Genomic DNA, 25,294 nt, shown 5'->3' with positions numbered 1-25,294 from the left:
CCGTCTCCGCAGGTCAATAGCGTTTGTGGTGCGCGCAGACCACAACGACGACCTGCAGAGAGGCCACCAGGATGTCCACCTGTCCGGTACCCACAGTCGACGCCGCCGTACGCGTCGAACACCTCACCCGGGTGTACGAGACCGGCCAGAACCGGGTGAACGCGCTGGCCGGGGTCGACGCCGACTTCACCCGCGGCACCTTCACCGCCGTGATGGGGCCGTCCGGTTCGGGCAAGAGCACGCTGTTGCAGAACGCCGCGGGCCTGGACCGGCCGACCTCCGGCCGCGTGGTCATCGGGGGTGTCGACCTGTCGCCGCTGTCCGAGACCCGCCTCACCGAGCTGCGGCGTACCCGGATCGGTTTCGTCTTCCAGGCGTTCAACCTGATCGGCGCGCTCACCGTCGAGGAGAACATCGTCCTGCCGCTGCGGTTGGCAGGCGTCCGTCCGGATCGCGCCTGGCTGACCCGGGTGATCGAGCGGGTCGGGCTCACCGACCGGCTGCACCACCGGCCGGCGGCCCTGTCCGGCGGCCAGCAGCAGCGGGTGGCGATCGCGCGGGCGTTGGCCACCCGTCCGGAGGTGATCTTCTGTGACGAGCCCACCGGCGCGCTCGACACGGGTACCGCCGCGGAGGTGCTGACGCTGCTGCGCGCGGTCGTCGACGAGCACGGGATGACAGTGGTGATGGTGACCCACGATCCGGTCGCCGCGTCGTACGCCGATCGGGTGCTCGTGCTGGCCGACGGCCGGATCGTCGCCGACCTGCCGCAGCTCGGGGCCGCCCGCATCGCCGAGCACCTGGCGTCGCTGGATCGGCGGGTCGCCCGATGACCGCGCTCGCGGCCCGGCTGCTGCGCCACCGCGCCGGCCCGGCGGCCGCCACGCTGCTCGCCCTGCTCGCCGGAGTGATGATCCTGGTTGCCATGGGCACCCTCGTCGAGTCCGGACTGCGCTTCCGGCCGGAGCCCCGGGTCTGGGTCGGTGCCGACCTGGTCGTCGCCGACCGGACGGTCAGCCACACCAGCAGGGAGTTCGACGGCGAGATGACCACGAGCACCGTCGCGCTGCCCGAGGGCGGCACCGTGGACGCCGCGCTGGTGGACCAGATCCGGCGGCTGCCCGGCGTGGCGGCGGTGACCGGCGACGACCGGGTGGTGATCGGGGCGCCCGCGGCGGTGGGGCACAGCTGGGGCACGTACGCCTTCACGGGTCGCCCGATCACCTCAGGCGTCGTCCCGCGCGCCGACGACGAGGTGCTGGCCGACTCGCGGCTGGGCGCCGCACCGGGGAACCGGCTCGACCTGACAGTCGGCGGGGTCACCCGGTCGTACCTGGTGAGCGCGGTCGCCGACACCGGAGCGGCCGACGTGTTCTTTACCGACGCGCAGGCGGCACGGCTGTCCGCGCGGCCGGGCCGGCTCGACGCGATAGGTGTGCGGATGGCCGCCGACGCCGACCGTGGCGCGGTCGCCGACGAGGTCCGTCGGATGGCCTCGGCGGCCGGCGCGAGCACGTACGCTGGTGGGGACCGGGGGCAGGCCGAGCAGTCGGCGAACCTGGCGGCCCAGTCGATGCTCGTCACGGCCGGCTCGGCGTTCGGCGGGTACGTCATCCTGCTCATCGTGTTCGTGGTGGCCGGCACGATCGGGCTGTCCGTCCGGCACCGTCGCCGTGACCTGGCGCTGCTGCGGGCGGTCGCGGCCACACCGGGCCAGATCCGCCGCATGCTGATCGCCGAGGCGGCCCTGTTGGGCCTGGTGGGCTCCGCGATCGGAGCGCCCGCCGGTCTGCTGGCCGCTCGGTGGGTGCGGGGCGAACTGGTCGGGCGCGGGTTCGTCCCGGCCGACTTCCCGATGACCGGTGGCCTGCTCGCGGTGCCCGCCGCGGTAGGTACGACGGTGCTCGTGGCGGTGCTCGCCACGCTGATCGCCGGTCGCAGGGTCGCCGGGATCAAGCCGGTGGAGGCCCTCGGCGAGATCGCCGTGGAACCGCGAGGTAGCGGTCGCGTGCGGCTGGTCGCCGGTGTGCTGACGCTGGCGGGGGCCGTCACGTCCGGCGCGTTCACCCTCAGCGGCTCCGGGGCGACCGGGGCGCTGGCCGCCGCGGTCGGCATGCTGTACCTGTTCGTCATCGCGGTGGCGCTGCTCGCGCCGAGGCTCAACGCGTACGCGGCACGCCTGCTCACCCCCGCGCTGTCCCGCATCTCGCCGGTCAGCGGCTATCTGGCGGCGGCCAACCTGCGGGCCAACGCGCAGGGCATGGCCACCGTGCTGACCGCCCTGGTGCTGTCGATCGGGTTCGGCGGCTCGGTCTGGTTCCTGCAGACCAACCTGGAGCGGCAGACGGTGGAGCAGAGCAGGGCGGGAACTGTCGCCGAGCGGGTGCTGGCCGCCCCGGGTGGGCTGGCGCCGGAGGCGGCCCGGGAGGTCCGCGAGCTGGCCGGGGTGCGGGCGGCCACCGGGGTACGCCGTACGCAGGTGGTGGTGCGCTCGTTCGACGGGATCGAGCCGGTCGCCGCGCAGGCGGTCGACCCGGACCAGATCACCTCCACCATGGACCTCGACGTGCGCGAGGGCAGCCTGACCGAGCTGCGCGCCGACACTGTCGCGCTGTCCGCCACACAGGCGTCCGCGTCCGGTTGGCGGGTCGGTGACACGGCGCGACTCTGGCTGGGTGACGGCACCCCGGCCGAGCTGAGGGTGATCGCCGTCTACGGTCGGGGCCTCGGCTTCGGCGACGTCACGCTTGCCGCCCAGACGGTCGCCGGGCACACCGACGGGGTCGCCGACGACGAGATCCTGGTCCGCGCCGACGGGGACGCCGACGCGGCGCTTGCCGACTGGTCGGCCCGGCATCCGGGCAGCGCGGTGCTCGACGCGGCCACCCGTACCCGGCTGATCGGCGGGGATCTGGCGCTCGGCGCCTGGCTGAACCGGCTGCTGATCGGCGTGCTCGTGGGGTATGCGGCACTGGCCGCGGCCACCACGATGGTGCTCGCCGCGCTGGCCCGCCGCCGGGAGTTGGCCCTTCTGCAACTGGTCGGTCTGACCCGCCGGCAGATCCGCCGGATGGTCCACGCCGAGCAGGCCGGGCTGCTCGGTGTCGCGGTGCTCGTCGGCGCGACGATCGCGGCGCTGACGTTGGGCGCGATCGTCAACGCCGTGACGGGCAGCCCGATCCCGTACGTGCCGCCGCTCGGCGGGGTGGCCGTGCTCGGTGGCGCGACGCTGCTGGCGCTGGCGACGACGGTGTTGCCGGTGCGGCGACTGCTGCGGGTTCCGCCTGTCGACAACATCGGCACGAGGGAGTAGTCGTCAGCGGGCCTGGCGGGTGCTGCGGCACCTGCCAGGCCCGCACGACTGCAAACAACCTGCAAACGCTAACCCTTGCATCGAGGGAAACCGCTTTCCTACGATTGTGTCACGTCGATGTCTCATTCTTCGTCCGGGCGAACGAATTTCGAGTGACGCCATCAGTGACGTGCCCATTCCGCGCTCCCAGCGAGGCTGCGCGCATTCACCGTGGGCAATTTTCGACTCAGTCATCAGGAAAGCAATTCGAAGGCGAAGGTGAGGCGAGATGGGACGACCAGTCGCGCTGCGACTTCAGGCAGTGCTCGCAACGGTGACAGTCGGTGTGGCGGTCGGGGTGGCCCTGGCCACGCCGCAGGCCTCGGCCGCGGTGGGCAGCGCCACCGGCTACGCCACCCAGAACGGCGGGACCACAGGCGGCGCGGGCGGGCAGACGGTACGCGCCACCACCGGCACCGCGATCCACGCGGCCCTGTGCGGCCGGGCCAGCAGCAGCACCCCGATCACCATCGAGGTCTCCGGGACCATCAACCACGGCAACACTACAAAGGTGTCGGGGTCGAGCTGCAACACCGCCGCCGGCGTGATCGAGCTCAAGCAGATCAGCAACGTCACCATCATCGGGGTCGGCGGCGGCGCGGTCTTCGACCAGCTCGGCATCCACATCCGCGACTCCAGCAACATCATCATCCAGAACGTGACGGTCCGGAACGTCAAGAAGTCGGGCTCGCCCACCTCCAACGGCGGCGACGCCATCGGCATGGAGAGCACGGTGCGCAACGTCTGGGTCGACCACGTCACCCTGGAGGCGTCGGGCGGGGAGTCCGAAGGGTACGACGGCCTGTTCGACATGAAGGACAACACCCAGTACGTGACGCTGTCCTACAGCATCCTGCGCAACTCCGGTCGCGGCGGCCTGGTCGGATCCAGCGAGAGCGACCTCTCCAACGGCTTCATCACGTACCACCACAACCTGTACGAGAACATCGACTCCCGTACGCCCCTGCTGCGCGGCGGCATCGCCCACATCTACAACAACCACTACGTGAGCCTGCACGAGTCCGGCATCAACTCCCGGGCCGGCGCCAGGGCGAAGGTGGAGAACAACTACTTCCGCGACTCCAAGGACGTGCTGGGCACCTTCTACACCAACGAGCGCGGCTACTGGCAGGTCAGCGGCAACATCTTCGACAACGTGACGTGGTCCGGCGCCGGCAGCGAGACGTACCCGGCCGGCCCGAACCCGACGTCGAACACGACGGTCAGCATCCCGTATTCGTACCGGCTGGACGGGGCGAGCTGCGTCCCGGACGTCGTCCGTCAGACGGTGGGCGCCAACACGGGCCTGCGGGTGTCCGACGGCAGTTGCTCGCCGCAGACCCCGCCGCCCACCACGCCCCCGCCCACCACGCCGCCGCCCACCACGCCCCCGCCGACCACGCCCCCACCCACCACGCCCCCGCCGACCACGCCGCCACCGGGTAGCGGCGCCAACCTGAGCCTCGGCGCCGGCGCCGACGGCTCCAGCAAGGCCAGCGGCACGAGCTACGGCAACGTGCGCGACGGCAGTCTCGGCACGTACTGGTCGCCCGCCGGGTCCACGGGCACCATCTCGATCAAGTGGGGCTCCGCCACCCGCGTCTCCCGGGTGATCATCCGGGAGCCGTCCGGCACGCAGGGCTCGATCGGGTCCTGGCAGCTCGTCAACAACGACACCGGGGCGGTCCTCGCCTCCGGCAGCGGGGCGGGCGCCATCACCATCGCCGCGACGTCACTGACCAAGATTAATTTCACGATCACCAGCTCGGGTGGCGCGCCCCGGGTCGGCGAGTTCGAGACGTACGCCAGCTGACCGGAAGGGACGGTGCGGCCCTGACCCGGCGGTCAGGGTCGCACCCGCGCGGTTCGCGGACCTGGACCGGGCTGGCGCGCAGGACCCGGCCACCAGTTTGCCTCCGATGCGCGGGGGTAGGGACACCTGTGCTTCGGGTGGTGCCGGGGCGGATTGTCCGGCAGCACGCTGGTCCAGGAGGCAGTAATGCGCGCAATGGTCTACCGCGGTCCCTACCGGGTGCGGGTGCAGGAGAAGGACCGCCCCACCGTCGAGCACCCCAACGACGCCATCGTGCGGGTGACGCGGGCCGCGATCTGCGGGTCCGACCTGCACCTCTACCACGGGATGATGCCCGACACCCGGGTCGGAACGACCTTCGGTCACGAGTTCATCGGCGTGGTCGACGAGGTGGGATCGTCGGTGCGCAACGTCAAGCCAGGCGACCGGGTGATGGTCCCCTTCAACGTGTACTGCGGCTCCTGCTACTTCTGCGCCCGGGGCCTGTTCAGCAACTGCCACAACGTCAACCCCAACGCGACGGCCGTGGGCGGCATCTACGGCTACTCGCACACCTGCGGCGGCTACGACGGTGGCCAGGCCGAGTTCGTCCGCGTGCCGTTCGCCGACGTCGGCCCCAGCCCGATTCCCGAGTGGATGGACGACGACGACGCCGTCCTGCTCACCGACGCGCTCGCCACCGGCTACTTCGGCGCGCAGCTCGGCGACATCGCCGAGGGTGACGTGGTAGTGGTCTTCGGCGCCGGCCCGGTGGGTCTGTTCGCCGCCAAATCCGCCTGGCTGATGGGGGCCGGCCGGGTCATCGTCGTCGACCACCTCGACTACCGGCTGGAGAAGGCCGCGTCCTTCGCCCAGGCCGAGACCTGCAACTTCGCCGAGTACGACGACATCGTCGTGCACCTCAAGAAGATCACCGACCACCTCGGCGCGGACGTGGTCATCGACGCGGTAGGCGCCGAGGCGGACGGCAACTTCCTGCAGCACGTCACCGCCACGAAGCTCAAGCTCCAGGGCGGCTCCCCGGTGGCCCTCAACTGGGCGATCGACTCGGTCCGCAAGGGCGGCACGATCTCGGTCATGGGCGCGTACGGGCCGATGTTCAGCGCCGTGAAGTTCGGCGACGCACTGAACAAGGGTCTGACCCTGCGGATGAACCAGTGCCCGGTGAAGCGGCAGTGGCCGCGCCTGTTCGAGCACATCCGCAACGGCTACCTCAAGCCCAGCGACATCGTGACCCACCGGATCCCGCTGGAGCACGTCGCGGAGGCGTACCACATCTTCTCCGCCAAGCTCGACGGCTGCATCAAGCCGATCATCGTCCCGAACGCCGCCTGACCGACCGGGAGCGCCGCCATGCCCTACACGCCGGACAAGCCGAAGCTTGCCGAATCCACCGACGAGCTGCGTGCTCGCATTCCCGGGTGGGGTGTCGACCTCGACCCCCGGGACCGCCCCTCGGTGCCGAAGGAGCGGTTCGACCCGGGCCTCAACGGCGCCCACTGGGAGTTCCCGGAGCGGCAGCCGGAGAAGTGGCCGCGGGAGATGTCGATCGAGCACAAGTTCCTCACCCCGGTCTTCGGCACCTCGTGCCCGCCGCGGGGGCTCTCCGGAGTGATCCGCCGGTACTCCTACCGGACGTACAGCGAGGCTCGGGCCGCCCACTGGCTGCTCCTGCTCGCGGCTGACCGGGTGGACGCGGTGGAGAGCACCCTGCGCTCGATGCTGACCCGGCACCCAGACAACCCGGTCACCGAGACCGGCGTCCTGAGCGAGTTCACCCACCACGGCCTCTCCTCGCGCCTGCGCGGCAAGCGGGTGGACCGGGTGCACCACCCGCTGGACCCGGTCGTCGTCGCGGCGCCGTGGGTGCTGGCCGGAGGCGTCGCGTACCTGGCCGCCCGGCGGGTCGTTCGACGCAGGAGGGGCTGATCGGGCACGATCGGCAGGAAACGGACGCGGCGAGATTCGGCGAAATTTGATTCATTCCAAAAGAGTGGACTAATGTTCGGCACATGAGGTCCGGCTTCGAGGCGCAGCTACGAGCCGTCTCGTTGCGCGTGACCCGACCCCGGCTGGCGGTGCTCGCCGCGCTGCGGGACCATCCGCACGTCGACACCGACGCCGTGCTCCGGCTCGTCCGCGCCGAGCACCCCACTGTCTCGCACCAGGCGGTGTACGACGTCCTGCGGGCGCTCACCGACGCGGGTCTGGTGCGGCGCATCCAGCCCGCCGGCGCCACCGCCCGCTACGAGGCGCGGGTGGCGGACAACCACCACCACATCGTGTGCCGCTCCTGCGGCGCGATCGCCGACATCGACTGCGCCGTCGGCGACGCCCCCTGTCTCACCGCTTCCGACGACCACGGCTTCGTGGTCGACGAAGCGGAGGTCGTCTTCTGGGGCGTCTGCCCCGACTGCGCGACCGAACACACCGCCCAGCGATCCGCCAGTTCGGAAGGAAGTACATGAGCGACACCCAGGACCAGGCCCCCAGCAGCGCACAGGGCGTGGACAAGAAGGAGGCGGCCGGCTGCCCGGTCGCGCACGACTCGGTGACTTCGCACGGCAGCGAGAGCGAGAACCCGGCGATCGACTCGCCGACGCCGAAGACCGGCGGCCGCCCGCGCACCAACCGCGACTGGTGGCCCAACCAGCTCGACCTGTCGGTGCTGCACAGCAACTCGCCCAAGGGCAACCCGCTGGGGCCGGACTTCAACTACGCCAAGGAGTTCGCGAAGCTCGACGTCGAGGCCCTGAAGCGGGACATCGTCGAGGTCCTCACCACCTCGCAGGACTGGTGGCCGGCGGACTTCGGCCACTACGGCGGCCTCATGATCCGGATGAGCTGGCACTCCGCCGGCACGTACCGCATCCACGACGGCCGTGGCGGCGCCGGCGACGGCGGTCAGCGGTTCGCGCCGCTCAACAGCTGGCCGGACAACGCCAACCTCGACAAGGCCCGCCGCCTGCTGTGGCCGGTGAAGCAGAAGTACGGCCAGAAGATCTCCTGGGCCGACCTGCTCGTGCTCGCCGGCAACGTGTCCCTGGAGTCGATGGGCTTCAAGACCTTCGGCTTCGGCTTCGGCCGGGAGGACATCTGGGAGCCCGAGGAGATCTTCTGGGGTCCGGAGGACACCTGGCTGGGTGACGAACGCTACGTCGGCGAGTCCGAGATGGCGCCCGAGGTCGGCGCGACCGAGATGGGCCTCATCTACGTCAACCCGGAGGGACCGAACGGCAACGCGGACCCGCGGGCGGCGGCGTACTTCATCCGGGAGACCTTCGGCCGGATGGCGATGAACGACGAGGAGACCGTCGCGCTGATCGCCGGCGGCCACACCTTCGGCAAGACCCACGGCGCGGCCCCGGCCGACAACCACGTGGGTCCGGAGCCCGAGGGTGCCCCGCTGGAGGCGCAGGGCCTCGGCTGGCTCAGCACCCACGGCAGCGGCAAGGGCCGGGACACCATCACCAGCGGTCTCGAGGTGACCTGGACCGACGTACCGACGCAGTGGAGCAACCGCTTCTTCGAGATCCTCTTCGGCTTCGAGTGGGAGCTCACCACCAGCCCCGCCGGCGCGAAGCAGTGGGTCGCCAAGGACGCCCCGGAGATCATCCCGGACCCGTTCGACGCGTCGAAGAAGCACAAGCCGACGATGCTCACGACCGACCTGGCGCTGCGGTTCGACCCGGCGTACGAGAAGATCTCGCGCCGCTTCCTGGAGAACCCGGACCAGTTCGCGTTGGCCTTCGCCAAGGCGTGGTACAAGCTGCTGCACCGCGACATGGGCCCGATCGACCGCTTCCTCGGCCCGTGGGTGGCCGAGCCGCAGTTGTGGCAGGACCCGGTGCCGGCCGTCGACCACGAGCTCGTGGGTGACGCCGACGTCGCCGCCCTCAAGGCGAAGGTCCTGGACTCCGGTCTCACGACCGCCCAGCTGGTCTCCACCGCCTGGGCGTCCGCCGCGAGCTTCCGGCACACCGACAAGCGCGGCGGTGCCAACGGCGCGCGGATCCGGCTGGAGCCGCAGCGCAACTGGGAGGTCAACCAGCCCGAGCAGCTCGCCACGGTCCTGGAGACCCTGGAGGGCATCCAGCGGGACTTCAACGCGGCCGGCGGCGCCCGGATCTCGCTCGCGGACCTGATCGTGCTTGCCGGTTCGGCCGCCGTCGAGAAGGCGGCGCGTGACGCCGGCGTCGAGGTGACCGTGCCGTTCCGGCCGGGCCGCACCGACGCCACCCAGGAGCAGACCGACGTCGACTCGTTCCGCGTCCTGGAGCCCCGCGCGGACGGGTTCCGCAACTACCTGCGGCCGGGCGAGAAGACCCAGCCGGAGGTGCTGCTCGTCGACCGGGCCTTCATGCTCAACCTGACCGCGCCGGAGATGACCGTCCTCGTCGGCGGCCTGCGTGCCCTCGGGAACAACGTCGGCGGCGCGACGCACGGCGTTCTCACCGACCGGCCCGGTGTGCTCACCAACGACTTCTTCGCCAACCTGCTCTCCCCGGGCACCCGTTGGACGGCGTCGAAGTCCGAGGAGCACGTGTACGAGATCCGGGACCTGTCCACCGACGAGGTGAAGTGGACGGCCACCGCTGTCGACCTCATCTTCGGCTCCAACTCCCAGCTGCGGGCCCTGGCGGAGGTCTACGCCAGCCAGGACGCGCGCGAGAAGTTCGTGGCCGACTTCGTCAAGGCCTGGACCAAGGTCATGGAGAACGACAGGTTCGACATCGCCTGACAGCCACACCGATGAGCCCCGGCCGATCCGCGAAGGATCGACCGGGGCTCGTCAGTGGGCGCGGCTGTCGCTCAGCGGGCGCGGACGGCGACGACCGAGTACGGCGTGGTCGGCGTCGGGGTGGTCGAGAAGCGGGCATTGGGCAGGTAGAGCCGACCCAGTGCCGGGGCGACAGTGGTGGGCACGTCGAAGTTCGGGTCGGTGATGGTGCCGGTGACCGTCCCGGCGGTGCCGGCCCGGTTCAGCGTGACCACCGCGATCTGGTTGAGGAAGTTCTGTACGACGTACAGGGTGCGGCCGATCAGCAGCAGCCCGTCGCCGTTGGTGAAGGTGTAGCCGGGCACGTCCACGACCGTGGTGGCGCCTGTCACCGGGTCGACCCGGAACAGCGTGCCGGTGTTCGACTGCACGACGATCAACGCTCTGCCGTCCGGCGTACTGACGATGCCGTTGAGGTTGACGCCCGTGCCCACCTGCTCGTACGCGCCGGTAAGCGCGATGGTGGTGAACCCGTCGGCGGGCGGTAGCGCGCCACCACGGCCGAGCGGCAGCCGGTAGAGCACCGGCCGGTTGGAGTCGGTGAAGTACGCGGCGTCGCGGGTCAGCACGACGTCGTTGACGAACGTCGGGGCGGTGGCGAACTGGTAGCTCGCCAGCACCTCGCCGGTGCGGGTGTCCAGGACGCGGGCGTCGCCGGCGGTGCCACCGGCGACGAACAGCCGACCGCGCCTGTCGACCTTCAGGCCGAGCGACGGCGTGCCTGTGGGTGCGCCGATCGTCGCGCCCTGACCGGTGCGCAGGTCGACCCGGTAGATGGCGCCGGTGGCGCGGGAGCCGAGGTACGCGTACCGGCCGGCGGTGGCGATGCCCTCGGGCTGGAACCCGTCGGGCAGCGCGATGACGGCGGGCGGTCGACCCGCGCCGTGCGCCTGCGCGGGCGCGGGCGCGGCGGTGGTCAGTAGTGCGGCGCTCAGGACGACGCCGAGGGCGGTCCGGAGGGGACGGTTCACTGTGCTCCTTCCGGGCGGGCCGGGAACGTGCCCGCCACGATCACTGGGGCCAGGACCTTCCCCACTGTACGACCGCTGCGGGGAGCCCGCCGGGGACGAACGAGTGCTCCCGCCCGGGTCGCACCGCTTCGACAGTCGTCAGTGCCCTGGTCCGGGCGCGCGATGCCTCAGCAGGTCAGTGACATGATTGCGTCCATGGCAAAGCAGCAGGACGTCGGCGGGTCCGACGGTCACAGCGGGTCAGGCACCACCGACGAGCGTGCGATCGATGGCGACGTCGACGCGCGGCTCGCCCTCGCGCAGGATCCCGCAACGCCACAGATGACCCTTTTCGACCTGGCGTCCGACAGGTCGGCGGCGGTGCGTAAGGCCGTCGCGTCGCGGGCCGACGCTCCCGCCCAGGCTCTGCGCCCGCTGACCCGGGACCCTGACCGTGGGGTACGGGAGGCAGTGGCGAGAAACCCCTCGGCGTCGATCGCGAACCTGGTGCGTCTCGTCAAGGACGCCGACCGGTGGGTCCGCTGGGCGGTCGCCGGCAACCCGGCGTGTGACGAGTCGGTTCGTCGGGTGATGTCGGAGGCGGCGGACAAGGAGCTTCGCGGCCTCCTGGCCGAGTCGCGCGAGTTGGAGCCGGAGCTGGCGGCCAGGTTGGTCGAGGACGTCTCACCGGAGGTGCGGGAACGGCTCGCCACCCACACCCGGGACCCTGACGTGATCACCGCGCTGCTCGCCGATCGCACCGCCCGTGTCCGTAAGGGGCTCGCCCGCAATCCGCGGACCACCGCCGAGCAGCGCAGCGCGCTCGCCCAGGACCCGGTGGTCGACGTCCGTGTCGCCCTCGTCGGCGCGGTCGAGTTGGACGACGCGGATCTGGCCCGCCTGGTGGACGACCGTTCCGTGCAGGTCCGACTGGCGCTTGCGAAGTCCGAGGTCGTCCCGGAGCACGTCCGGCAGGCACTGCGGCGCGATCCCGACGAGATGGTGGCCAGCGCGGCCCGCGACGTCCGTCCGGAGTCGGCCAGGCCCTCAGCGGTACGGGCGCCGCGCATCGGTCACCGGCCGTCCGGCAGCGGCAGGCGTCGACCGGGCGGCGCCGCGCGCTGAGGCGCGGTCTCAGCCTCTGCCGGCCCGTCAACCCAGGAAGGGAAGGCCCAGCGAGCGAACACACCCCTGACCCGGTCGCGAGAACGACTCATATCGCTGTGTTAGGTTAGCCTTCCCTTACCTAAGCGATGGAGCTCAGTTCTATGCGTGCTAACCGTTTCCTGACCGGGGTCGTCGCCCTGGCCGCGACGTTGGCGCTCGCCGCCTGCGGCGGGTCCTCCACGGCCGAGGACGCCGCCGACGGCAGCCCCGCCGCCGCCTTCCCGATCACGATCACGCACGCGCTCGGCACAACCACGATCAAGGAGAAGCCGAAGCGGGTCGCGACAGTGGCCTGGGCGAACCACGAGGTTCCGCTGGCCCTCGGCATCGTTCCCGTGGGCATGGCCAAGGCCAACTTCGGCGACGACGACAACGACGGCATCCTGCCCTGGGTCGCCGAGAAGCTCACATCGCTCGGCGGCACCAGGCCTGTGCTGTTCGACGAGAACGACGGCATCAACTTCGAGGCGGTCGCGGACACCCGGCCCGACGTCATCCTCGCCGCGTACTCCGGGCTGACGCAGCAGGAGTACGACACCCTCAGCAAGATCGCACCGGTGGTCGCCTACCCGGAGGCGCCCTGGGCCACGGCGTGGCGCGACACGATCAAGCTGGAGAGCCAGGCCCTCGGCCTCGCGAAGGAAGGCGACGCCCTGATCGCCGACTTCGAGAAGCGGATGACCGACACCGCCGCGAAGCACCCCCAGCTGGCAGGCAAGTCGGCGATGTTCATGACGCACGTCGACCCGACCGACCTGAGCAAGATCGGCTTCTACACGACGCACGACACCCGGGCCCAGTTCTTCACCGACCTCGGCCTGAAGGTGCCGGCCAGCATCGCCACGCTCTCCGCCGGCACCGACAAGTTCAGCCTGGAGCAGAGCGCCGAGCAGATCCAGGTCTTCGACGACGTGGACGTCATCGTCGCGTACGGCGACGACAAGCTCCTCGCCGCCGCGCAGGCCGACCCCCTGCTGTCGAAGATCCCCGCGATCAAGCGCGGCTCGGTGGTCATGCTCTCCGGTTCCACCCCGCTGGGCACCGCGGCGAACCCGACTCCGCTGGCCCTCCCGTTCGTGCTGGACGACTACGTCGCGATGCTCGCCAAGGCTGCTGACCGGGTCTCATGACCGCGCTCGACTCGCGTACCGTGCCGGACGTCGCAGTGGTGCGGCGTCCGGCACGGGTACGCCTGGTGTGGTTCCTCGTGGCGACCGCGGTGCTCCTGGCGCTCATGGTGGCGTCGGTCGCCCTCGGATCCCGCGACGTCGGGTGGTCCGACATCGTCGCCGCGTTCCAGGGTGCCGACGACACGATGGAACAGGCCGCCGTCACCAAACGGATCCCGCGGACCCTGCTCGCCGTGCTCGTCGGCGCGGCACTCGGCCTGGCCGGGGCGGTGATGCAGGGCGTGACCCGCAACCCGCTTGCCGACCCCGGCATTCTGGGCGTGAACATGGGGGCGTCGCTCGCGGTGGTCACCGGAATGGTCCTGTTCGGCCTCTCCTCGCCGACCAGCTACCTGTGGGTGGCGATCCTCGGCGCCGCCCTCGCGGCCGTCTTCGTGTACGCCGTCGGCTCGCTGGGACGCGGCGGCGCGACGCCGCTCAAGCTCGCGCTCGCGGGCGCTGCCACGTCCGCCGCGCTCGCGTCGTTGATCAGCGCCTTCGTCCTGCCCCGCAACGACATCGCCGGCAACTTCCGCTCCTGGCAGATCGGCGGGGTCGGTGGCGCCACCTACGACAGCATCCGGCAGGCCCTGCCGTTCCTCGCCGTGGGTCTCGTGATCTGCCTCCTGTCCGGCCGGGCCCTGAACTCGCTCGCCCTCGGTGACGACCTCGCGGCAGGGCTCGGCGAGCGGGTCGCCGTGGTGCGCGGCGTCGCGGGCGCCGGTTCCGTGCTGCTGTGCGGTGCCGCCACGGCGGTCGCCGGACCCATCGGGTTCGTCGGTCTGGTGGTCCCGCACGTGTGTCGCCTCCTCGTCGGGCTCGACCACCGGTGGCTGCTACCGTTCTCCGCGCTCATCGGCGCGGCGCTGCTGACCGCCGCGGACGTCGTCGGCCGGGTGGTGGCGCGCCCCGCGGAGATCGACGTCGGCATCGTGACGGCACTGATCGGCGCCCCCTTCTTCATCTACATCGTCCGACGGCAGAAGGTTCGCGAGCTGTGAGCACCACGACCCTTGAGGCCGTCACCAACGGCCGGGTCCGCCGGACACGCCGCCGCGGTGCCGTCCTCGCCGTCCTCGCCGTCCTCGTCGTCGGGGCGTTCGCCGTGTCGTTGATGGCGGGACGCACGTTCTACCCGCCGTCCGACGTGCTGGCGGTGATCTCCGGCCAGGACGTCCCCGGAGCGTCGTTCACAGTCGGCACGCTGCGCCTGCCCCGGGCGGTCCTCGCGATTCTGGTCGGAGCCTGCTTCGGGTTCGGCGGCGTCACCTTCCAGACGATGCTCCGCAATCCGCTCGCCAGCCCCGACATGATCGGCATCAGCTCCGGCGCGAGCGCCGCGGCGGCCTTCGCGATCGTGACGCTGCAACTCGGAGGGGCCGGGGTGTCCGCCTTCGCGATCGTCGCCGGGCTGGCGGTGGCGGTCGTCATCTACCTCCTGTCGTTCAAAGACGGCGTCGCCGGTACGCGCCTCGTGCTGATCGGCATCGGCATGGCGGCCATGCTCGACAGCCTCACCGCGTACGTGCTCACCCAGGCCGCCGAGTGGGACCTGCAGGAGGCGTTGCGGTGGCTGACCGGCAGCCTCAACGGCTCCACCTGGAAGCAGGTCGGTCCGGTGGCAGTCGCCGTGGCCGTCCTGGTGCCGGTGCTGCTGAGCCAGGGCCGCAACCTGTCCATGATGCGGCTCGGCGACGACACCGCGGCGGCGCTCGGGGTGCGCCTCGAACGCACCCGGATCCTCGTCATCATCGCGGCAGTGGGTCTGATCGCCTTCGCCACCGCGGCGACCGGGCCGATCGCCTTCGTGGCCTTCCTGTCCGGGCCGATCGCCGCCCGGCTCGTCGGCCCGTCCGGCTCACTGCTGCTGCCGTCCGCGCTGGTCGGCGCTCTCCTGGTCCTCGTCGCGGACTTCGTCGGCCAGTTCGCCTTCGACACGCGCTACCCGGTGGGTGTCGTCACAGGCGTGCTCGGTGCCCCCTACCTCATCTACCTGCTCATCCGGACGAACCGCGCGGGAGGCTCGCTGTGACCACCACCCATACGCTCGCGGTCGAGGGTCTGACCCTCGGCTACCGGGACCGGATCGTCATCTCCTCGCTCGACCTCGACGTGCCACCCGGGAAGATCACGGCGATCGTCGGGGCGAACGCCTGCGGCAAGTCGACACTGCTGCGGTCGATGTCGCGCCTCCTCGCACCCCGTACCGGTCACGTCCTGCTCGACGGCAAACAGGTGCACCGGCTGCCGGCCAAGCAACTGGCCCGTACCCTCGGTCTGCTTCCCCAGTCGCCGACCGCGCCCGAGGGGATCACCGTGGCCGACCTCGTCGGGCGCGGGCGCAACCCGCACCAGCGGATGCTGTCGCGCTGGAGCAGGGAGGACGACGCCGCGGTGGCGGCCGCCCTGGACGCGACACGGACGGCGGACCTCGCCGACCGCTCGGTCGACGAACTCTCCGGCGGCCAGCGGCAGCGGGTGTGGATCGCCATGGCCCTGGCCCAGCAGACGGACCTGCTGCTGCTCGACGAGCCGACGACCTTCCTCGACGTCAGTCACCAGGTCGAGGTCCTGGACCTGCTCACCGACCTCAACCTGACGCGCGGAACGACGATCGTCATGGTGCTGCACGACCTCAACCTCGCCGCCCGGTACGCGGACCACCTCATCGCCCTGACGGGCGGGCGGCTGCACGCCGCGGGTGAGCCGGCGCAGGTCCTGACCCAGGAATGCGTACGCGCCGTCTTCGGGCTGGACAGCAGGGTCGTCATCGATCCCACGTCGGGCAAGCCGTTGATGCTGCCGATCGGCCGCCACCACGTCGTCCCGGCCACCGACCGGCCGGACGACGCGCTCGTCCAGGTCGCCCGGTCGTGACGCCGGTGACGGCTGTCCCGGGAGTCAGCGGCGCGGCGGTGCTGCGTCGGGCGTTGCGCCGACAGCGTGGACGTGTGGTTCTCGGCATCGCACTGCTCTGCACCCACCAGGCCGCCGAGGCCCTCATCCCGGTCGCCATCGGCGTGGTCATCGACCGTGCGGTCGCCACCGGGGACGTACGCGCGCTGGCGCTCTCGCTCGGTGGCCTCGCCGTCCTGTTCACAGTCCTCGCCTTCGCCTACCGGACCGGCGCCCGGATGGCGTACGCCGCTGTGGAACACGAGGCGCACGCCATCCGGGTCGAGATCGCCAGGAGCGCGCTCGACCCGCACGGGCACCGCTCGGGCATGCGCGACGGAGAGCTGCTGTCGGTCACCGCATCCGACGCCGAGCTGTCGGCACTCGTCGTGCGGGTCGCGGGACTCACCGCGGCGGCGCTCACCGCCATCGTGGTCGCGGCCGTCGCGCTTGTCGTCGTCGACATCCCGCTCGGCCTCGGGGTGCTCATCGGCGTACCGCTGCTGGTCGTCGCCCTGCAACGGATGGCACCGTTGCTCACCCGGCGCAGCACGTCCCAACAGGAGGCCCTCGCTGCCACGACCGCGCTCGCCGTCGACCTCGTCACCGGCCTGCGTGTGCTGCGCGGCATCGGCGCCCAGGACCACGCCGCCCGCCGGTACGCCGGCGCCAGCCGACACGCCCTCGACGTCACCCTGCGCGCCGCCACCACCAAGGGCCTGCACCTCGGGCTCACCACGATGGTCAACGGCCTCTTCCTCGCGACGGTCGCCGGCGTGGCGGGCTGGCTCGCGCTACAGGGCCGACTCACCATCGGTGAACTCGTCGCCGTCGTCGGGCTGGCCCAGTTCATCGCCGAGCCCGTGCAGACGCTCGGGTACTGCGTCCAGCTGTTCGCCATGGCCCGCGCCTCAGCGGGTCGGGTCGCCCGGGTCGTCGGCGCCGCACCCGTCGACCGGCCCGGCGGCGCGGGCCCTCCCGCACCGGCGACGTCCCGCCTCGCCCTCGACTCGGTCCGTTACGCAGGTCTCGACGACGTCAGCCTGCGCGTCGGCGCCGGTGAGATCCTGGGCGTGCTCGCCTACGACCCGAGCGACGCCGAGGCGCTTGTCACGCTGCTGGCGGGACGGGTCCCACGCCAGGACTACCGGGGAAGGCTGCACGTCGACGGCGTACCCGCCGACGAGCTGCACATCGACGCCGTACGCGCCACCGTCCTGGTCGAGCAGCACGACGTGGCGCTGTTCGAAGGGACCCTGCGGGACAATCTCAGCGCCGGCGCCGACCTCGACGACTCGGTCCTGCGCGCCGCCGTCCGCGCGGCCGCGGCCCAGGACGTGCTCGCCGCGCACCCGCACGGATTCGACCGCGTCCTCACCGAGCGGGGGGCGAACCTGTCCGGCGGGCAGCGGCAGCGCATCGGGCTGGCCCGGGCACTCGTCGCCGACCCGCCGGTGCTGGTGCTGCACGACCCCACCACTGCTGTCGACGCGGTGACCGAGGGGCTGCTCGCCGAGGGTCTGGCCTCCGCTCGCGGCGCGGGAGGCCGTGGCACTGTGCTCATCACCACGAGCCCGGCGCTGCTGCGGGTCACCCACCGGGTGGCCGTGCTCGACGGTGGGCGGGTCGTGGCCGAGGGCGCACACGAGCGGTTGCTCGCCAGCGACGCCCGCTACCGCGAGGAGATCCTGCGATGACCGACCAGTCCACAGTGACCGGTGTCGAGTCCCGGCGGCTGCTGCCGACGGCCACCGGCCGGCAGACGTGGGTGGCCCTGCGTACCGAGCTGGCGCGCCTTCCGGGGCTCAGCCTCCTCGCCGGCACGTTGCTTGTCGCCGCGGCCGCGACCGGGCTCGTGGCACCGTGGGTGCTCGGCCGCCTCGTCGACGACGTCATCGCCGGGTCCGACACGCGACAGGTCGTCGCCTGGTCGGGCGTGATCGCGGGCGCCGCGGTGCTCGCCGGACTCCTCACGGCGGCCGGAGCGGCGATCGCCGCACGACTGGGCGAGACAGTGCTGGCCCGGCTCCGGGAGCGGGTCCTCGACCGCGCCCTGCACCTGCCGTCGGCCACCCTGGAGCGAGCCGGGACCGGGGACCTGGTGGCGCGTGCCGGCGACGACGTGGCAGTGGTGACGAATGTGATCGCCACCAGCGGCCCCGCCTTCCTCGGCGCGCTGCTGACGATCGTGTTGACCGGGGCGGGGCTCTTCGCCCTCGACTGGCGACTCGGCATCGCCGGGCTGGTCGCCGTGCCGGCATACGCGCTGGCGCTGCGCTGGTACCTCAAGCGGTCGGTCTCCTACTACGCGCGCGAGCGCGTGGCGACGGGCGAGCGTACGCAGGCGACCGCCGAGGCGCTGCGCGGCTCGGCGACCGTTCGCGCGTACCGGATGGAGGACGCCCACGTCACCCGCATCGCGGATCGCTCGGCTGTCGCCCGCGACCTGTCGCTGGAGATCTTCGGCATGTTCACGCGGTTCGGGTTGCGCATCAACAGGTCCGAGTTCGTGGGGCTCGCCGCCGTGCTGCTCGCTGGCTTCCTGCTGGTGCGCGACGACCTCGTCACAGTGGGAGCGGCCACCACCGCCGCGCTCTACTTCCACCGCCTCTTCAACCCCATCGGCCTGCTGCTGTTCGAATCGGACTCCGTGCTGCAGGCCGGAGCGAGCCTGGCCCGGCTCGTCGGCGTCACCACACTGCCCGACACCACCGGGTCCCCGGCCAGCCCCGAACCCGCCCGACAGCACCGGCCCGAACCAGCGGCGCTGGAGGTGACTGTCGCGCGGCACCGCTACGACGACGGGCCCGTCGTCCTGCGGGACATCACCCTGCGTCTCGCACCAGGGGAGCGGGTGGCGCTCGTCGGCGCGAGCGGAGCGGGCAAGAGCACGCTCGCCGGCATCATCTCCGGCATCATCACGCCCAGCCACGGTTCGGTGCGCCTACGCGGCGTGCCGCTGGCGCACCTCGGCGAGCACCGCCTCCGTCGCGAGATCGCCCTGATCAGCCAGGAAGTGCACGTCTTCGCCGGCCCGCTCGCCGACGACCTGCGCCTGGCCAACCCGGACGCCACCGACGCCGAGCTGACCGCCGCCCTCGACCTCGTCGGCGCCACCGACTGGCTGCGTACCCTCCCGGACGGCCTGGCCACGGCCGTGGGGGAGGGGGGCCGGCAGCTCACCTCGGCACAGGCCCAGCAGCTCGCGCTGGCCCGCCTCGTCCTCGCCGACCCCGCCGTCGCGGTCCTCGACGAGGCCACCGCGGAGGCGGGCAGCGCGGGCGCGCGCGACCTCGACCGCGCCGCCGTGGCGGCCACCGAGGGCCGGACCACACTTGTCGTCGCCCACCGCCTCAGCCAGGCGGCCACCGCGGACCGCATCGTCGTCCTGGACCACGGGCGCATCGCCGAGCAGGGTACGCACACCGAACTGCTGGAGGCCGGCGGCGGGTACAGCCAGCTGTGGCGTTCCTGGAGCATGCCCGACCTCGTGGCCCCGACCGGACGCGCAAGCGCCGAGCCCGTTACCGCAGACGCGTCTCGATGGCCTCGATGATGCGCGGACGCAGTTCGGCGGCGCGGATGACGGCGTCCACCGAGCCGACCTCGACGGCCCGCTGGATGTTGTGCACCCGGTCGAACTCCGTGGCCACCTCGCCGAGCTTCTCCGCGCGCACCGACGAGCGCAGCTCGTCGAGTTCGGCCGTCAGCGCGGCGCGTTCGGTGCCGGACGTGGCGGCGACGCGCGCCTCCAGGTCACGTACCCGGGGGTCGGCAGCGGTACGGGCGTTGACGTCGGCGGAGAACACCACGGCGGCGGCGGGGGCGCCGCCGAGCACCGAGGCGAACGAGCCCTCCAGCGCCAGCACCGTCATGTTCGGGTTCAGCGCCTTGGAGAACACCACGAAGGCTCCACCGTGGTAGCGCGAGATCACGCAGAAGACGATGGGTCCGTGGAAGTTCACGATCGCCCGGCCGATCTCGGCGCCGTACTCCAGTTGGAGCTTGCGCATCGACTCCGGTGAGCCGTCGAAGCCGGACAGGTTCGCCAGCACGACCAGGGGCCGGTTGCCGCTCGCCGCGTTGATGGCCCGCGCGGCCTTCTTCGACGAGCGTGGGAACAGCGTGCCGGCGGTGTAGGTGTCCGGGCCGTCGGTGGGCGGGAAGCCGTGCCGGGGCACCGAGCGGGACTCGATGCCGAGCAGGCAGACCGGGATGCCACCGAGGTGGACGTCCTGCACGACGGCGGTGTCCGCGTCGGCCATGCCCGCCCAGCGTTCCAGCACCGGGTGGTCCTGGTCGGCGAGGGCGCGCATCACCGTACGGATGTCGAACGGCTTCTTGCGGTCCGGGTTGGCCTCGGCGGAGAAGATCTCGCCGACGGTGGTGAAGGCGCTGCCCGCCACGTCGTGCGGGAAGGCGGAGATGTCGCGGTCGGTCGGGTCGGTGGTGGCCGCGCGCCGTGGGGCGTCCTCGCCGGGCGCGACGTACGTGTGGTCGTAGTGCGCCATCAGCACGTCCCGCGCGGCGGTGAGGTTCGGCGCCCAGTACTGCGCCTGCCCGTTCGGTCCCATCACCCGGTCGTAGCCGCCGATGCCGAAGTTGTCCTCGGCGGAGACGCCACCGGAGAAGTCGAGCGACTGCTTGCCGGTGAGCACCATCGCCGAGTCCGGTGTCATCACCAGCACGCCCTTGGTGTGCATCAGCATCGTCGCCTCGGCGTTCCAGTACGGCTGCGCGCCGACGTTGATGCCCGCGACCACGATGTTGACCTCACCGCCGGCCTGGGTGAACTCGACGATCCGCTTGAGGGCGGCGGCCACCCAGTCCATGTTCTCCGTGCCGGAGGTCATCGAGATCCGGGCGCCTGCGGACAGCGCCCACCACTCCAGCGGCACCTGCATCCGCTCGGCGAGGTCCAGGGCGGCGATGACCCGCCGGCACTCCGGCTCCGACAGGGCGCCCAGTGACTTCGTCGGGTCGCCGAGCAGCACCACCCGGGTGACACCCTGCGGGTACCGCTCGGTCGGGGTGGTCACGACGCCGGCGACGATCGCGGCGCGGTTGCGCCCCCTGGGCCGGTCCACCGGCACCAGCACGTGCGCGTCGTCGAGGTCGTGCTCGACGAAGTCGCCGAGCCGGCCGGTCAGCTCGTACGGGTACACCGTGTTGCGGCTGCTCGCGCGCAGCACCTTCAGCCGGTACTCGTCCAGTGGCTCGACCGGCTCCACAGGCGGTTCGCCGACGGCGAGCTCCGCGCCGCCGGTGGCGTCGAAGGAGATCCGTACGGCGATCTTGGCCAGTTCGCCGGTCCGGCGGTCACGCTGGCGGGCGATGAACAGGATTTCCTCCAGCCCGGCGCCCACTGTCGTCGGGCGCACCCGCCCGGCGATCATCTCCATCTCCTCGCGGGTCAGCTCGCTGGGCGGCCAGACGTAGACCACGATCCGGTTGGTGTTGAACCGGGTCTTCGACGGCCGGCGGGACTGGGCGCGGCGGATCGAGTCGAGGCAGGCCGCGATGGCGTCCTCGGTCGTCGGCAGCGCCACCAGGCGGCCGTCCTGCTCGCGCAGCTCGGTCAGGTCCCGTACCTGGGCGAACGCGACGAGGCGCTCGTCGGCCGGGTTCTCCCGCGCCACGCACTGGAAGAGGTAGACCTCCTCGTCTGACGACGGCAGCCGGGTCAGGTCGAACTTGTGCAGCCGCTCCAGCTGCATCCGCTCGGCGATGTACGGGTGCAGGCCACGGATCAGCCGGTCCTCGGCCAGGGTGGCGCCGGACGGGCGGAACGTGAAGTGGTGGTGCATGACGGCACCGCCGCGACCCGCGACGGTGGCGGTGAGCCGACGGACCTGCGGGGGCAGCGGGTGCGCGGTGATGACGGCGAGCAGCGCGGCGGCCATCGTGTCGAAGTCCTCCGGCTGGTTCTCCCAGCCGAGGTAGATGTCGGCGTCGACGGACTCCTCGCCGGTGGCCAGGTCGGCGAGCCCGCGCAGGGCCCGGTCCAACGCGTCGAAGCTCACCGCGGCGGAGACCACACTGGAGCCGGCGCGCTCGGCGACCACGAACGAGCAGTCCGCGACCGTACGGGTGCGGACGCTGGTGAGCGCCTTGTTGCCGTAGTACCGGCGGGTGAGCACCTCGAGCATGACCGTGTTGTCGAGGTGGTCGCGGACGAGGCGCTGGCCGAGCAGCCGGACCAACGGCTCGGTGCTGCGGACCATCGCGGCGACGCGCTCGGCGCGGTCGGGCGAGTCCGGCTGGGCGTCCAGGTGCCGCAGGTGTCCGCGGACCTCGGCGTAGACGCGGGCGCGGTTGCGGCGCAGCAGCGGCTGGGCGAACCAGGCGAACACCACACCGCGGGCGAGGTCGGCGACGACCGGGAAGCGCACCTGCGTGGCGGCGATCAGCCGTTCCAGGGCGAGGCCGGCCGGCTCGCGAAGCGTCTCGTCCGGCGGGGTCTCCCGCAGCCAGGCGCGCAGCAGCGCCGCGACGACAGCGGCGTCGGCGGACGCGCGCTGCTGGGCCAGGAAGATCCGGAACACGGCGGCTTCGAGGTCGGGGCTGCGGTCGAGGTCGGTGACACCGTAGTGGCCGAGCGCCTTGCCGAGCCGGGCCTGGAAGGCGTCCGGCAGGCCGGCGCGTTCGACGTCGAGGCTCTGCAGGTAGGTGTGGAAGTACTCGCGGGCGCTGTGCACGTGCGCGCCGCCGTCCTCGCCGGTGGGCCGGTTACGGCTCAGTTCGGCCAGGTCGGCGAACACGGTGAGCAGGTCGAGTTCGGCGGCCAGCGGTCGGTGACCGTCCTCGATGGCCGCACGGCGGTCGGTGAGGTAGTCGTCGAGCACCCGGCGGTCGTCGTGCGGGTCGACGTCGAAGCCGAGCAGCAGGCCGCGCAGGTCCTCCTGGCCGCGCCGGCTGCGCTCGGACGCCGAGAACCGCTCGGCGGAGGTGGGCAGGTCCAGTTCGACAGACGGGACGGCGGTGGTGTCCGCGGTGGCGTCGCCGTCGTCGGCGAGGGGCTCCAGGCGCAGCAGCGGCGCGCCCGCCTCCACCTGGCTGCCCACGGAGACGGCGCACTCCTTGAGCCGCGCCCTGAACGGCGCCCGCAGCACCGTCTCCATCTTCATGGCCTCCAGCACCAGCACCGGGGCGCCCGCCTCGACCTCGTCGCCGATCTCCAGCGGCGTGGCGACGACGAGCGCGGGCATGGGGGAGCGCAGGACGCCTCCCTCGTCGCGGCTGACCCGGTGGGTGACACCGTCCACCTCGACCAGGTGGGTCGGCCCGTGCGTGCCGATGAGCAGGCGGTACCGGATGCCGTTGACCACGATCTGGCCGGTGTGCCTGTCGAAGCGGTCGAGTTCGACGTCCGCGGTGCGCACCACACCACCGGATTCGATGCCCACCCGGAAGCGGTGCGCGCCGACCCGTGCCACCCGGGTGCGGTAGTCGACGCCGCGCAGCTTGAGGTCGAGCGGTCGACCGCTGGCGTGCTGCACCTGCGGGCGCCCACCGGACGCCGTCGACAGCAGCCGCTGGCGCTCGACGCGCTCCTCCTCCTCGTACGACTCGATGGCGGCGGCGGCCAGGGCGACCGCGCTGTGCCGGTGCGCGACGAGTCGACCCTCGCCTCGGACCCGGTCGATCCAGCCGGTGTCCGCGCTGGCGTCGATCACCTCGGGCTGGTCGAGCAGGTCGAGCACGAAGCTCTTGTTCGTGGCCCCACCGTCGATGATCACGGTGGTGTTCGCCATGGCCCGCCGCAGCCTGCCCAGCGCCTCGTCGCGGTCGCGTCCGTACGCGATGATCTTCGCGATCATGGAGTCGAAGTCGGCGGGGATGGTGTCGCCCTCGCTGACGCCGGTGTCCACCCGGATGCCGGGGCCGCTGGGCAGGTCGAGCCGGGCGATGCGGCCGGGGGACGGCGCGAAGTCGCGATCGGGGTCCTCGGCGTTGAGCCGGGCCTCGATGGCGTGGCCGCGCTCGGCCGGGGGAGCACCGTCCAGGCGCCCGCCGGAGGCCACGTGCAGTTGCGCCTTGACCAGGTCGAAGCCGGTGGTCAGCTCGGTGATCGGGTGCTCGACCTGCAGGCGGGTGTTGACCTCCAGGAACGCGAACAGCCGGTCGCCCGGGTGGTACAGGAACTCGACGGTGGCCGCTCCCCGGTAGCCGACCGCCACGGCGAGCCGCTCGGCCGACGCCTTCAGCTCGGCCGCCTGTGACCGGTCCAGCACCGGCGACGACGACTCCTCGATGACCTTCTGGTTGCGGCGCTGCACCGAGCAGTCCCGCACGCCGAGCGCCCACGCGGTGCCCTGCCCGTCGGCGATCACCTGGACCTCGACGTGCCGCGCGCCGGTGACCAGCCGCTCCAGGAAGACGATGCCACTGCCGAAGGCCCGTGCCGCCTCCTGGCTGGTGCGCTCGTACGCCTCGGCGAGGTCGGCCTCGCTGGTGATCACGCGGATGCCGCGCCCGCCGCCGCCCGCGGTGGCCTTGAGCATCAGCGGGTAGCCGATCTTGGCCGCCGCGGCCCGCGCCGCGTCGAGCGTCTCGACGGCGCCGCGACTCCACGGCGCGACAGGCACGCCCACCTTCTCGGCGATGAGCTTCGAGCCGATCTTGTCGCCGAGTTGGCGCATCGCCTCCGGGCTCGGCCCGACGAAGGTGACACCGATCTTCTCGCACAGCTCGGCGAACGCCGGGTCCTCGGCGACGAAGCCCCAGCCGACCCACGCGGCGTCGGCCCCGGTCTCGACCAGGGCGCGCTCCAGCGTGGCGAGATTCAGGTACGGGCGGGCGGACGCCGGACCGAGGTCGTAGGCGATGTCCGCCTCGCGGACGAAGGTGGCGGTGCGGTCGACGTCGGTGTAGAGGGCGACGGTTTCCAGCGGGACGCCGGTCTCCGCAGCCAGCTCGCGGACCGCGTGGATGAGCCGCATGGCGGCCTCACCTCGGTTGACGATGGCGATACGGTTGAACACCCGACTGACCCCTTTGGTAGACCATGGCCTGCGCGCCGCGAGTGGACGACTCCCGGCAGTGATCACTTTTCCGGCTGCGGGCGGGCGGCGCCATGACGCAATCACCGAACCAACCGGCCCTCAGTTGTAGGAACTCCACAAATCTTTTGGTCCCCGTCCGACATAGGGCGAGGGTGCCACGTCG

Annotated in this window: 16 protein-coding genes; 14 read left to right on the top strand and 2 right to left on the bottom strand. The window is 71.8% G+C overall.

What is annotated here, in order from left to right; genetic code table 11:
- Window positions 1-71: 71 nt before the first annotated feature.
- The 7 genes from AB0N27_RS27525 (at window position 72) to katG (ending at window position 9,906) form a co-directional block, all read left to right on the top strand.
- The gene (locus AB0N27_RS27525; RefSeq protein WP_364375771.1) at window positions 72-833 is read left to right on the top strand and encodes an ABC transporter ATP-binding protein; all 762 of its coding nucleotides are present in this window, start codon (window positions 72-74) and stop codon (window positions 831-833) included.
- A complete protein-coding gene (locus AB0N27_RS27520) occupies window positions 830-3,313 on the top strand; it encodes an FtsX-like permease family protein (protein WP_364375768.1) in 2,484 nt (827 codons plus the stop codon). The genes AB0N27_RS27525 and AB0N27_RS27520 overlap by 4 nt, the downstream gene beginning before the upstream one ends.
- 268 nt (window positions 3,314-3,581) lie before the next feature.
- Window positions 3,582-5,165 carry a polysaccharide lyase family 1 protein gene (locus AB0N27_RS27515; protein WP_364375765.1) on the top strand — a complete coding sequence of 528 codons (1,584 nt, stop codon included), beginning with the start codon at window positions 3,582-3,584 and terminating at the stop codon, window positions 5,163-5,165.
- Window positions 5,166-5,351: 186 nt separating this feature from the next.
- The gene (locus tag AB0N27_RS27510; RefSeq protein ID WP_364375762.1) at window positions 5,352-6,500 is read left to right on the top strand and encodes a zinc-dependent alcohol dehydrogenase; all 1,149 of its coding nucleotides are present in this window, start codon (window positions 5,352-5,354) and stop codon (window positions 6,498-6,500) included.
- A gap of 18 nt (window positions 6,501-6,518) precedes the next feature.
- Window positions 6,519-7,094 (top strand): hypothetical protein, encoded by a 576-nt coding sequence (locus AB0N27_RS27505; RefSeq protein ID WP_364375755.1) that lies wholly within the window; start codon window positions 6,519-6,521, stop codon window positions 7,092-7,094.
- A gap of 83 nt (window positions 7,095-7,177) precedes the next feature.
- Window positions 7,178-7,633, top strand: coding sequence for a Fur family transcriptional regulator (locus AB0N27_RS27500; protein ID WP_364375752.1), 456 nt, complete (start codon window positions 7,178-7,180; stop codon window positions 7,631-7,633).
- On the top strand, window positions 7,630-9,906 hold the full coding sequence (gene katG / locus AB0N27_RS27495; RefSeq protein ID WP_364375749.1) for a catalase/peroxidase HPI: 2,277 nt from the start codon (window positions 7,630-7,632) through the stop codon (window positions 9,904-9,906). The genes AB0N27_RS27500 and katG overlap by 4 nt, the downstream gene beginning before the upstream one ends.
- Before the next feature lie 71 nt (window positions 9,907-9,977).
- Here the strand turns inward: katG and AB0N27_RS27490 are convergent, their stop codons facing one another.
- The gene (locus tag AB0N27_RS27490) at window positions 9,978-10,916 is read right to left on the bottom strand and encodes a superoxide dismutase (protein ID WP_364375746.1); all 939 of its coding nucleotides are present in this window, start codon (window positions 10,914-10,916) and stop codon (window positions 9,978-9,980) included.
- A 195-nt stretch (window positions 10,917-11,111) separates the two neighbouring features.
- Here AB0N27_RS27490 and AB0N27_RS27485 point away from each other — a divergent pair, with 195 nt between their 5' ends.
- The 7 genes from AB0N27_RS27485 (at window position 11,112) to AB0N27_RS27455 (ending at window position 19,682) form a co-directional block, all read left to right on the top strand.
- Window positions 11,112-12,020: a hypothetical protein gene (locus AB0N27_RS27485; protein ID WP_364375743.1), complete on the top strand. Its 909-nt coding sequence runs from the start codon at window positions 11,112-11,114 to the stop codon at window positions 12,018-12,020.
- Between the two features lie 143 nt (window positions 12,021-12,163).
- Window positions 12,164-13,192, top strand: a complete 1,029-nt coding sequence (locus AB0N27_RS27480) for an iron-siderophore ABC transporter substrate-binding protein (protein ID WP_364375740.1) — start codon at window positions 12,164-12,166, stop codon at window positions 13,190-13,192.
- Entirely contained in the window at window positions 13,189-14,232 is a 1,044-nt protein-coding gene (locus tag AB0N27_RS27475) for an iron ABC transporter permease (RefSeq protein ID WP_364375737.1), read from the top strand. The genes AB0N27_RS27480 and AB0N27_RS27475 overlap by 4 nt, the downstream gene beginning before the upstream one ends.
- Window positions 14,229-15,263, top strand: coding sequence for an iron chelate uptake ABC transporter family permease subunit (locus AB0N27_RS27470; RefSeq protein WP_364375734.1), 1,035 nt, complete (start codon window positions 14,229-14,231; stop codon window positions 15,261-15,263). The genes AB0N27_RS27475 and AB0N27_RS27470 overlap by 4 nt, the downstream gene beginning before the upstream one ends.
- A complete protein-coding gene (locus AB0N27_RS27465) occupies window positions 15,260-16,108 on the top strand; it encodes an ABC transporter ATP-binding protein (protein WP_364375731.1) in 849 nt (282 codons plus the stop codon). The genes AB0N27_RS27470 and AB0N27_RS27465 overlap by 4 nt, the downstream gene beginning before the upstream one ends.
- A 5-nt stretch (window positions 16,109-16,113) precedes the next feature.
- Entirely contained in the window at window positions 16,114-17,823 is a 1,710-nt protein-coding gene (locus AB0N27_RS27460; RefSeq protein WP_364375728.1) for an ABC transporter ATP-binding protein, read from the top strand.
- Window positions 17,820-19,682 carry an ABC transporter ATP-binding protein gene (locus tag AB0N27_RS27455; RefSeq protein ID WP_364375725.1) on the top strand — a complete coding sequence of 621 codons (1,863 nt, stop codon included), beginning with the start codon at window positions 17,820-17,822 and terminating at the stop codon, window positions 19,680-19,682. The genes AB0N27_RS27460 and AB0N27_RS27455 overlap by 4 nt, the downstream gene beginning before the upstream one ends.
- On the opposite strand, the gene AB0N27_RS27450 is transcribed toward AB0N27_RS27455, so the two are convergent.
- Window positions 19,651-25,110: a carboxyl transferase domain-containing protein gene (locus tag AB0N27_RS27450; RefSeq protein WP_364375722.1), complete on the bottom strand. Its 5,460-nt coding sequence runs from the start codon at window positions 25,108-25,110 to the stop codon at window positions 19,651-19,653. The two genes, AB0N27_RS27455 and AB0N27_RS27450, sit on opposite strands and share 32 nt — an antisense overlap.
- Window positions 25,111-25,294 lie beyond the last annotated feature (184 nt).

This window comes from Micromonospora sp. NPDC093244, from assembly GCF_040683695.1.
In the GTDB taxonomy this organism is placed as follows: Bacteria; Actinomycetota; Actinomycetes; order Mycobacteriales; family Micromonosporaceae; genus Micromonospora.
Note: the sequence above shows the minus strand (reverse complement) of the source record. Positions and strands in the feature narration are given on the sequence as shown.

Excerpts from the sequence above, each read along its gene's own strand:
- AB0N27_RS27525 (WP_364375771.1), top strand. The coding sequence starts at position 72 with ATGTCCACCTGTCCGGTACCCACAGTCGACGCCGCCGTACGCGTCGAA.
- AB0N27_RS27520 (WP_364375768.1), top strand. The coding sequence starts at position 830 with ATGACCGCGCTCGCGGCCCGGCTGCTGCGCCACCGCGCCGGCCCGGCG.
- AB0N27_RS27515 (WP_364375765.1), top strand. The coding sequence starts at position 3,582 with ATGGGACGACCAGTCGCGCTGCGACTTCAGGCAGTGCTCGCAACGGTG.
- AB0N27_RS27510 (WP_364375762.1), top strand. The coding sequence starts at position 5,352 with ATGCGCGCAATGGTCTACCGCGGTCCCTACCGGGTGCGGGTGCAGGAG.
- AB0N27_RS27505 (WP_364375755.1), top strand. The coding sequence starts at position 6,519 with ATGCCCTACACGCCGGACAAGCCGAAGCTTGCCGAATCCACCGACGAG.
- AB0N27_RS27500 (WP_364375752.1), top strand. The coding sequence starts at position 7,178 with ATGAGGTCCGGCTTCGAGGCGCAGCTACGAGCCGTCTCGTTGCGCGTG.
- katG (WP_364375749.1), top strand. The coding sequence starts at position 7,630 with ATGAGCGACACCCAGGACCAGGCCCCCAGCAGCGCACAGGGCGTGGAC.
- AB0N27_RS27485 (WP_364375743.1), top strand. The coding sequence starts at position 11,112 with ATGGCAAAGCAGCAGGACGTCGGCGGGTCCGACGGTCACAGCGGGTCA.
- AB0N27_RS27480 (WP_364375740.1), top strand. The coding sequence starts at position 12,164 with ATGCGTGCTAACCGTTTCCTGACCGGGGTCGTCGCCCTGGCCGCGACG.
- AB0N27_RS27475 (WP_364375737.1), top strand. The coding sequence starts at position 13,189 with ATGACCGCGCTCGACTCGCGTACCGTGCCGGACGTCGCAGTGGTGCGG.
- AB0N27_RS27455 (WP_364375725.1), top strand. The coding sequence starts at position 17,820 with ATGACCGACCAGTCCACAGTGACCGGTGTCGAGTCCCGGCGGCTGCTG.